Source organism: Streptomyces sp. KR55 (assembly GCF_052245645.1).
GTDB classification, from domain to species: domain Bacteria; phylum Actinomycetota; class Actinomycetes; order Streptomycetales; family Streptomycetaceae; genus Streptomyces; species Streptomyces flavusporus.
The window spans coordinates 1-8725 of the sequence record NZ_JBQQCE010000414.1 but is presented as its reverse complement, the minus strand read 5'-3'; the positions used below and the strand labels follow the sequence as shown (position 1 = coordinate 8725).

The window sequence follows — 8725 nt, the reverse complement described above, 5'->3', positions numbered from 1 at the left end:
GTGGGGCCGCATCGCCGGCGGCTCCATGCGCCGCCCCGCGTTGTGGGGCTTGGTGGCGGTCGCCGGGCTGGTGGTACTGGCCCTGCGGCCTCGGCCTCGCGGTGGACTACAGCCTGCTGATCGTCGCCCGCTACCGGCAGGAGCGTGCCGTCGGCGACGACGACACGGCGGCGCTGCGGCGTACCCTGAGCACCGCCGGCCGCACGGTGGTCTTCAGCGCCGTGATCGTGGCCAGTGTGCTGCTCACGTTGCTGGTCTTCCCTTTGTACTTCCTGCGGTCGTTCGCGTTCGCGGGCGTGGCGACGGTGGCGATCACCGTGCTGGGTGCGCTCGGGCCGCTGCCCGCCATGCTCCTGCTGCTGGGGAACCGGGTCGACAAGTGGCCCGTGCTGCGGGCCCGCGCCGAGCCGGCCGATCCCGAACGGCGGCTGTGGGGCCGCATCGCCGGCGGCTCCATGCGCCGCCCCGCGTTGTGGGGCTTGGTGGCGGTCGCCGGGCTGGTGGTACTGGCCCTGCCGCTGGGCCACGCGCAGTTCGGCATCCCGGACGAGCGCGCCCTGCCCAAGGACACCGAAAGCCGGCAGGTGGCCGATGTGCTGCGTACGGGCTTCGCTGACGGCGCCGGCGGTGACACGATCAGCGTGGTCGTGCCGGTATGGGACCAGGACCCCTCGGGGACCGCTCTGGCCACGTACGCCCAGGCGCTGTCCCGCGTGCCCGGCGTCGACCAGGTGGACAGCCCCTCCGGCGGATTCGCCCATGGCCGGCCGCAGGAGGCGACGAGGGGGGCGGACGGCGCCGCGGCAGGCCTGCGCAACGGTCGGACCGTACGGCTCGACCTGCACACCCGCGTCGTGCCCTACTCGCCTGAGGGCAGCCAGCTGGCCGAACGGGTACGCGCGGTACCGGTGCCCGGCGACCGGCAGGTGCTCGTCGCCGGCCTGGCCGCGCAGCTCGTGGACACCACCAGCGCCTTGGCCGCCGGACTGCCCTGGGCACTCGGCCTGACCGTGCTGATCACGCTTGTGCTGCTTCTGCTGGCCACCGGCAGCGTGCTCCTTCCGGTCAAGGCGGTCCTGCTCAACGCGCTCGGGCTGGCAGCAGTCGTCGGCGCGATGGTGTGGGTCTTCAACGACGGCCACCTGTCCGGACTCCTCGGCTTCACCCCGTCGCCGCTGGCCATCACCATGCCGGTGCTCCTGGTGTGCGTCGCGTACGCACTGTCCATGGACTACGAGATCTTCCTCCTGTCCCGCATCAAGGAACGGCACATCGCCGGAGACCCCACCGAACTGTCGGTCCGCGCCGGGCTCGGCGAAAGCGGCCCCCTCATCAGCGCGGCCGCGGGACTGCTGGCCGTCTCCTTCTTCGCCATCGCACTGTCCGGAGTCTCCCTGGCCAAGTTCTTCGGCCTGGGCACCGGCATCGCGATCCTCCTGGACGCCGTGCTGATCCGCGGCGTGCTGGTCCCGGTGTTCTTCCGGCTGGCCGGTCCCCGGGCCTGGCAGGCACCGGGTTCCGTGAAGGCGCTGACGAGAAGGATCGAGATGGCCGTCGAACACTGATCGTCACGCCGGCGAAGGCGCCGCCTCGCTGTTGCGCGATCCGTCGACAGCCGATCGGCGTCCCTCTTGGTCGTGAATCCGTCTACCAGGAGCTTCATCGCGTCCGGACACCGGGCCACCCCAACGAGCCCGTCTCAACGCCAGGTTGAAAAATCGTGTACCTGCTTCCCACCTGGCACTGCTTCGTCTGGGCTCACACGTCCCAGTCTCCAGGTGTCCGCGATCAAGGGGAAGCTTCACTGCGGCATGCCCGCTGCTGGCTCGGGGTGCGTCCCATGCGGGCCCTGTTCGACCTGCTGCGCGGCCCGGCGTCCGCGGTCCCCACCGCCGTGGCCCGCTGGGCCGGGCTGCTGGTGGTCGCCGTCGACGGCACCTGCCTGGATGCGCCGGACGCCTCCGCCACACGCGCGCACCTGGGCAAGGGCTCCAACCAGTACGCGGCCTCCGGCTATCCGCAGATTCTGCTGGTCGCCCTGGTCGCCCTGGTCGCTCGGCTGTGCATGGGCAGGCGCTGCGCTTGAGGTCGGCGTTGACCAGCGTCGGGGTTGAGCTCAGGCGGGACATGCACTACCTGGTGGACCGGCTCACGCCGACCCGGGTACGTCGCTTGCGCCTGCTCGTCACCCAGGACGAGGAACTGTCGCAGGCCGCCGCCGAGGCACTCCCCTCCACGTCCTCACGAAGAGCAGCCGGTCCCGGACGGGCTGCCGGCGTTGATCGGCGCGGTCAACCGGAGGACCTGGCCGCGAGGTTGTCCATCGTAGGAGCCCGCCCCAGCATCCGCCGCAGCAAATCCCGCAAAATAAGCCGCTCCTCCTCGCTCAACCCCGCCAACGGCTCCCGCGCGAACCGCAGTGACTCCCGCAGGCTTCGCGCCACCCGCCGCCCCTCCTCCGTCGCCACCGCCAGCTTCACGCGGCGGTCGGCCGGGTCCGGGCGGCGTTCCACCAGGCCCCGGGCCTCCAGGCGGTCCACGATGCCTGTGACGTTGGAGGGCTCGCACCTCAGCTTGTGGGCCAGTTTCCGCATCGGCAGTGGCTCGAGTGACAGCAGGCTCAGCAGCTTGGCCTGGGCGCCGGTCAGTGCGTGTTCGCCGGCGGCCTCGTCGTACTCCTCGTGGTAGAGGGCCACGACCGAGCCGATCAGGTCGACGACCTCCATGGTCAGTTCGTCGGGGCGGGTGGTCTGTGGTACGGCCATGCTCTCCAGGGTACTCGGTTACTTGACATCCTGAAATATTGGAGAGCATTGTTGTTTCAGGTAATGAAGTATTTGCTCACGCCGTACGCCGTCACCCACACGCGGCCCGCAGGAAAGGCGCATCATGACCGACACCCCCGCACTCCCCGCCGTCAACCGCGAATGGCACCTGCTCAGCCGCCCGGTCGGCTGGCCCAAGCCCGAGGACTTCGCCCTGGTCGAGGCCCCGATGCCAACGCCGGGTGAGGGCCAGGTGCTGGTCCGGAACCAGTACCTCTCCGTGGACCCGTACATGCGCGGCCGTATGAGTGCCGCCAAGTCGTACGTCGCCCCCTTCGAGCTCGGCAAGGTCATGCAGGGCGGCGCGGTCGGCGAGGTCGTCGCCTCGAACGCCGAGGGCATCGCCGTCGGCGACCATGTGCTGCACTTCTTCGGCTGGCGCGAGTACGCCGCCGTGGACGCCAAGACCGCCGTCAAGGTCGACCCCGAGGCCGCCCCGCTGTCGACGTACCTCGGTGTGCTCGGCATGACCGGCCTGACCGCCTACGCCGGCCTGCTGCGCACCGCCGCCTTCAAGGAGGGCGACGTCGTGTTCGTGTCCGGTGCGGCCGGTGCCGTGGGCAGTCAGGTCGGGCAGATCGCCAAGCTGAAGGGGGCCTCGCGGGTCATCGGGTCCGCCGGGTCCGACGAGAAGGTCAAGCTGCTCGTCGAGGAGTACGGGTTCGACGCCGCCTTCAACTACAAGAACGGGTCGGTGAGCGAGCAGCTGCTTGCCGCCGCGCCCGACGGTATCGACGTCTACTTCGACAACGTCGGTGGCGATCACCTGGAGGCCGCCATCGGGTCCCTCAACGAGGGTGGCCGGATCGCCGTCTGCGGCATGATCTCCGTCTACAACAACACCGAGCCCGCCCCCGGCCCGCGCAACCTCGCCCGCCTCATCCAGACCCGCGGCCGCATCGAGGGCTTCCTGGTCAGCGACCACTACGACCTCCAGCCGCAGTTCGTGCAGGAGGTCGGCCCCTGGGTCGCCTCGGGTGCCCTGAAGTACCGCGAGACCGTCGTCGAGGGCATCGAGAACAACCTGGAGGCCTTCCTCGGCGTCCTGCGCGGCGACAACACCGGCAAGATGATCGTCAAGCTCTGACGCCTGCTCGCACGCGAAGGCGACCCGCGGCGCCATCACCGTGACGCTCGTCCGACGGCGCTCGTTGCGTACGGCGAAGGCCGCACCCTTGGACGTGGGGTGCGGCCTTCACTCATTCACAGAGCAGCGCTGTGCACCGCGCGTACGAACCCCACGTTCTCCGGCGCCGCCCCGCCCGGGAAGGCACACCGGCGTCGCGTGTAGCCGTACGCCAGCCCGCTGCGCGGGTCGGCGAAGGCCTGCGAGCCGCCCGCGCCGCTGTGCCCGAAGGCCCCGGCGCCCAGGAACGGGTACCAGTTCTCCGCCGTCGCCTGGAAGCCCAGCCCGTACGCCTTGTGGGCGCGGGCCACCAGGTCGTAGCCGACCGAGTGGATCTGCCCGACCTCGGCGACGGTGTCCGGCTTCAGCAGCGGCGGTCGGCCGTCCACCTCGCTGATCGCCGCCGCGTACATCCCGGCGAGGCCGCGCGCGGACGCCACGCCGCCTGCCGACGCCGGGCCCTTGGCGCGTACGGTACGGGAGTTGGCGTGGTCCTCCAGCGCACCCGTGCCGGGCACATGCGTGTTGAACGCGATCGAGGAGAGCGTGTGCGGCCCGGTCGGCTGGGCGTCCAGTACGGCCTGCTGCTCGGCCGTGGGGGCCATCGGCTGCACGGACCGGAAGCGGGGCTCCTCGGCGGCGGGCAGGCCCAGGTGGAAGGCCAGCCCGTACGGGGCCCGCACCCGCTCCTCGTACACCTCCTGGAGCGTACGGCCGGTCGCGCGCCGCACCACCTCACCGGCGAGCGCCCCGATGACCAGCGCGTGGTAGCCGAAGGCCGTGCCGGGCCGCCAGAACGGCCGCTGGTCCGCGAGCCGTTCGGAGATCAGCCGGTCGTCCGCCAGCTCCTCCTCGGTGAACCCGGTGTCCAGTCCGATCAGGCCCGCCCGGTGCGTGACCAGCTCGCGCAGGGTCAGTGCGCCCTTGCCCTCGGCGGCGAACTCCGGCCAGTAGTACGTCACCTTGCGGTCCAGCTCGAGTGTGCCGTCCTGGACGAGGAGCGCGACGACGAGGTGGGCGGCGCCCTTGGTGGACGAGAAGACGCCGTAGAGCGAGTCGGCCGAGATGTCGTCCGGCCCCGCCCACAGGTCGACGACCCGCCGCCCGTGGACGTGGGCGCACAACTGCCCCTCGTAGTCCGGCCGTTCCGTCGCCACGAACGCGGCGAACTCCTCGCGCACCTCCTCGAAGCCGTCGGCGACGGTCCCGTGGATCTGCTGCGTCATCCGATCTCCTCTGCCTCCTCGGCCGTAGCGCTGCTCGCGTGTGCCGTGGTCTACATGGTCGCCATGGTGAACAATGCCCGTCCGACCTGAGGGAATTCTCCCCTGGGGTGTGCCCGGAAGAGCGGTTCGGTGCCGAAGAGCACCGCATGCGGGCCGCTCACCACCGAGGGCCGCCCCGCTGCCGCGGCGGAACCGCCGGTTCCGTCTGCCAGCGGCCGCCAGTGGCCGGACACGAGCGGATTCCCGGTCGCATACGACTGCTCCACCCGCACGCCGGGTCCGAGGTCGGTGAACCAGACCGGCGCATAGACGAAGCCATGGTCCGGTGCGCCCGCGGTGACCTTCCCCCCGGAATTCACCACGCGCACCACCCCGTTGGCGTCCCCGTTGCCCTCGACGGCCTTGACCGGCAGCAGCCCGGCGGCGGCGTTGAGGACGGCCCCGTCCGCACCGCGCCCGACGAGACCGTGGTCGTCGAGGAAGGCGTCGAGGGCGGTACGGGCCGCGGCGTTCAGGTCGTCGTGATCCAGCCCTGCCGACACGAACAGCACATCCACCGTCGACCAGTCGAAACCCGCGTTGAGCACGGCCGTCGACACCGGCGTGACCTCGAAGTTCATCTCCCGCAGCGCGAACAGCTCACCCGGCGTGACCGCGGCGGCCACCCGGACGCGGGTCAGCGGGGTGCCTCCGGTGCTGCGGGTGGCGTCGAAGGCGACGTCGTACGTCCGTGCCGCCGCGGTCGCCTGCCGACGCGCCGAGCCCGGCACGACGACACTGCCGTTCGCCGCCTGCTGTACCCGGACGCCCTGCTGCAGAAGGGAGTTGAGCGCGGCGACCTCGCGCGGATCGTCGAGGCGCAGCCGCAGGTCGCCGCGCGGGGCGACGTACCCGACCGGTGTGGCCGCGCGCACCGGGCGCAGGGTGACGTGGGACAGGCCCTGCGCCGGCTCGACCGTGGCGCCCCACAGCCGGCCGAGACTCCAGCCCGAGATGTCGTACATCACCGACACCTTGTCACTGATGTCCCGCCCGTCCGCCAGCAGCGCGTTCGCGAGTCCTCGCTTGGGCTGGCGCATGTCGACGACGTACGAGCCCTTGGCGTACCACCGCCCGTCCAGCCGGAACGGGTGGGCGACGCGGCTGACACGGACGTCGTTGGCGATCAGATGGTCGACGAGCCGGGCGGCTGCGGCGGGGGAGCGCTGGGCGTCGCCGACCGGGATGACGTAGGCGCGGGGGAACGTGGTGGTGTAGACGTCCTCGTGTCCGATGCCGGGAACGCCGGGCACCGTCTCCTCGGACACCGGCACCTGCGCGGCGCCCGCGGCTCCCCGCCGGAAGACCTCGATCTGGTCCGCGACCAGGAAGGTGCGCTGCCGCTGTACGAAGTCGAGCGTGGCGTCGAGCGCGGCGCCCGCCACGTCGACGTTGATCGCGGAACGGCGGCGCAACTCGCTCACCGGCAGCGTGTTGTAGTCGGTGTTGTTCACCCGCAGCGGGATCTCGACGGTGTGCGCGGCGACGGTGCCGTGGAAGGCCGCGTACTGCGGGGTGAAGATGGGCGGCCAGTCGTCCCAGCCCTCGTCCTGGTCGCGGAACGGGATCTGGGCCGGCTCGACGCCGTCCTTCTCGGGCGTGTAGCCGAGGCCGTTGACGGCGGCTTCCATGCCGAGGGCGTTGGCATAGGTGTTCTTGAGGAACAGGTCGTACTCGTAGTTCTCGCCGTGCGGCGGGGTGGTGGGCTCGATGAGGGTGCCGTTGACGTAGCCGTGCAGGTCGAGCATGACGGCCGGCTGCTTGTCGACCATGATCTGCCGCATCGCGCGCGCCTCGGGCTGGGAGGCGGTGACGAAGTCGCGGTTGAGGTCGAAGCCGTTGGCATTCGCCCGGGTGCCAGCGATGCGCCCGTCCGGGTTGGCCGTGATGTTGAAGTACAGGCGGCTGTGCGCGAGGAGGTCCGCCGTCTTCGCGTCGTTCGCGGTCGCCAGCCGCTCGATGAGCTCCAGGGAGGCGTCCGTGCCCTCCCACTCGTTGCCGTGGATGTTGTTGTTGAGGAAGACGGGCGTCTTGTAGGCCGCCTTGACGGCCGGGTCCTTGGCGGCCATCGCCGGTGCGTTCTCGATGAGTTCGCGCAGTCGGCTCTGCTCACGGGCCTGACGGGCCGTCTCCGGGGCGGTCACGGTGACGAGATAGAGCCGGTGGCCGCCGGCCGAGCGGCCCGCGATCTCGACGCTGACGCGATCCCCGAGGCGTTGCAGGGCGTTCAGCTTCGGCGCGACGGCGTGGTACGGAGTGAGCCCCAGCTTTGTCGACTTGTCGGCCGGGTTCACCGGGTCCGGGGTGAGGGTCTGTTCGCGCGGGTAACCGCGGTGGGCGTCGTCCGCGGAGTCGTCGGAGAGGTCGGGGACGGGCGCGGTGAGGGCCTGACGGGCGGCGCTCGCCGGGGACTTGGCGGGGCGGTGGTCGAGGGCTGGGCCCTCCCGGGTGACGGGGGCGGTGTCCGCGCCGGCCGGGGCCGGGGTGGTGAGCAGGAGTGATCCTGCGATGAGGGCGGCGGTCAGGACGGGTCTCGCTGGGGCGGTTCTCGTGGTGCGCACGCGTACCTCCTCGGCTTCCTGAGATCGGTACGGCGAGGTGTACCTGTTCGACTCAACCGCAACAAGAGGGTCTTGGTGTCGCCGACGCCCGCCGTTGCCCCGGATGGCGCATGGCGGTCAGCTCACAAGGGGCATGCTGAGTGGGCTCGGCAGTGGCGCGCACTCGAGACGAGGAGGACCCGTGGCAACGATCCCGTCGCTCCCCAGCAGGGAGGACGTCCTGCGGATGGCCCGCAGCACCACCGACATCACCGGCCAACTCCTGGACACCGCCCAGAACATCACCCGGATCGCGATCAACACGCTTGACCCCCGGGACGGTTCGGGCACCGAAATGCTGCGGGTGCTGCACGAGACCACCGCGGAGCTGGCCGAGGCGAGCGCGTCTCCGCAGGCCCAGGAGGGGTTCTCCCGGATGGTCGACACGCTGACCCGGCTCGGCACGAGCGGAATGCCGCTCGCCGCCCACCCCGTGAGCGAGCCGGCGCAGGCGCTGCTGACGGCGCTCGGCGACAGCCTGCTCCCCGTCCTCGACGCGGTGCAGCCGGCGGTGGAGGAGCTCGCGGCGGCGGTCGAGGAACTGACGGACGCGATGTCACCGCTGCTGCCCGCCACGGCCGGCGTCGCGGCCGGGGTCCTGCTCGTGCTGACCCCGGTGATCCGGGCGGCCGCGGAGGTCCTGCGCGACTCCTCACCCGAACTCCGCCGCGCCGCCGACGCGTTGACGGCAGCCGTGGCTCCCGTGATGCCGCTCCAGGTGGCGTTGGCGGAACGCGCGGCCATGGCGGGGGCGGGCGTCGTACGGGCCGCGATGCCGCCGCTTGCCGACCTGACGGAGGGGGCCGCGGCGACGGCCAAGGCGGTACGGCCGGTTGTCGTCGCCGGGGAGGAGCTGCTGGTCGCCGGGCTGGAGCAGTTACAGCCGCTGCTGCTGGCCGGGGCGGGACG

General features: G+C 71.3%; 7 protein-coding genes. 4 read left to right on the top strand and 3 right to left on the bottom strand.

The window, feature by feature from the left end:
* A partial coding sequence (locus tag ACTWQJ_RS39830) for an MMPL family transporter (RefSeq protein WP_443311319.1) occupies window positions 1-1565 on the top strand: 1565 nt, incomplete at its 5' end.
* 275 nt (window positions 1566-1840) lie between these two features.
* The gene (locus ACTWQJ_RS39825; protein WP_443311318.1) at window positions 1841-2086 is read left to right on the top strand and encodes a hypothetical protein; all 246 of its coding nucleotides are present in this window, start codon (window positions 1841-1843) and stop codon (window positions 2084-2086) included.
* A gap of 205 nt (window positions 2087-2291) precedes the next feature.
* Here ACTWQJ_RS39825 and ACTWQJ_RS39820 read toward each other — a convergent pair whose 3' ends face one another.
* Complete coding sequence (locus ACTWQJ_RS39820; protein ID WP_443311317.1) at window positions 2292-2765, bottom strand: MarR family winged helix-turn-helix transcriptional regulator; 474 nt, start codon at window positions 2763-2765, stop codon at window positions 2292-2294.
* Between the two features lie 124 nt (window positions 2766-2889).
* On the opposite strand from ACTWQJ_RS39820, the gene ACTWQJ_RS39815 reads away from it, so the two are divergent.
* Complete coding sequence (locus ACTWQJ_RS39815; RefSeq protein WP_443311316.1) at window positions 2890-3912, top strand: NADP-dependent oxidoreductase; 1023 nt, start codon at window positions 2890-2892, stop codon at window positions 3910-3912.
* Window positions 3913-4028: 116 nt separating this feature from the next.
* Here ACTWQJ_RS39815 and ACTWQJ_RS39810 read toward each other — a convergent pair whose 3' ends face one another.
* Complete coding sequence (locus ACTWQJ_RS39810; RefSeq protein ID WP_443311315.1) at window positions 4029-5177, bottom strand: serine hydrolase domain-containing protein; 1149 nt, start codon at window positions 5175-5177, stop codon at window positions 4029-4031.
* A 50-nt stretch (window positions 5178-5227) separates the two neighbouring features.
* Window positions 5228-7777, bottom strand: a complete 2550-nt coding sequence (locus ACTWQJ_RS39805) for a M14 family zinc carboxypeptidase (RefSeq protein WP_443311314.1) — start codon at window positions 7775-7777, stop codon at window positions 5228-5230.
* 181 nt (window positions 7778-7958) lie between these two features.
* Here ACTWQJ_RS39805 and ACTWQJ_RS39800 point away from each other — a divergent pair.
* On the top strand, window positions 7959-8725 hold a 767-nt coding region (locus tag ACTWQJ_RS39800; RefSeq protein ID WP_443311313.1), incomplete at its 3' end, for a hypothetical protein.